Source organism: Pedobacter ghigonis (assembly GCF_903166585.1).
Lineage (GTDB): Bacteria > Bacteroidota > Bacteroidia > Sphingobacteriales > Sphingobacteriaceae > Pedobacter > Pedobacter ghigonis.
In genome coordinates this window covers 1-1,086 of sequence record NZ_CAESCM010000041.1, presented here as the reverse complement: position 1 = coordinate 1,086, position 1,086 = coordinate 1, and the positions used below count along the sequence as shown (strand labels likewise).

The window sequence follows — 1,086 nt, the reverse complement described above, 5'->3', positions numbered from 1 at the left end:
GTCAAGGTTTTTATGCCTAAGAGATGATGCAATCCGCTACCGTTTTTTCCCTTAGTGACCAGATAACAATTAGGGTAATACCCATTATTAAGGACTAGGATCGATGGGGTAAAATTTAGGTAACTATTACAAACATAAAAAATATCAGGATGATTGTCTGTACAAAATTTTTTATTGGGATTGATGTTTCAAAACCCTATTTCGATGTTTCGTTAATGGCTGTTGTTAACCATGTAAGACAAGGGGTAGAAACTTCCCGGTTTGCCAACACGGCGGGCGGGATGAAGTTATTTGAGAAATGGCTCAAATCCCATAAAACAGCTTTCAATGAAAATACTCTTGTTGTCATTGAAAATACAGGGATCTATCACCGTTTAATCTGGGCTTTCTGCAGCGGGAAACATTTAGCTATCCATATTGGTAATGCAGCCCGTATTAAATGGAGTTTTGGGATAGCACGGGGTAAGAATGATAAGATAGACAGTCTGCGTTTATGCAACTATGCTTTTAAAGAAGCAGAAGATTTAAAGGCCACCCCAGTATTAAACCCACAGTTGTTGCATCTGAAAGATTTTGTATCGGCCAGAACTAAATTGCTTAAACAGAAATCCAGCCTTGGTGTATCGATTAAAGAACTTGGGAATGTTAACGATAAATCACATCAGAAACTGATTGAAAAGGCAATGAAAAATGCACTCGATGGGATCGCGAAATCCATTAAGAATATTGAGGATCAGATTAAAAAGATTATTTCAGAAAACCAGGATTTCAAGCGTAACTATAAACTATTGATCAGTATCCCTGGGATAGGACATGTTACCGCGGTGTACCTGATTGGCTGCACGGCAAATTTTGCAGGACAGCCCAGCGGAAAAGAACTGGCCTGTTATGCAGGGGTAGCGCCATTTGAACACAGCAGCGGTATAAGTATCAAAGGTAAAACCAGAGTACACCGCATGGCGAATAAAGAACTTAAAAGATTATTGCATATGTGTGCATTATCTCTAATTCAACATAATCAGGAATTCAAAACATATTACAACAGAAAAAAGGATGAAGGGAAGCACAGCATGAGCATAATTAATG

General features: G+C 38.5%; 1 protein-coding gene. It reads left to right on the top strand.

Annotated elements, in window-relative coordinates; all coding sequences use genetic code 11:
- Nucleotides 1-149 precede the first annotated feature (149 nt).
- The coding region (locus HWV58_RS24250; protein ID WP_175636582.1) for an IS110 family RNA-guided transposase at nt 150-1,086 on the top strand (937 nt) is incomplete at its 3' end.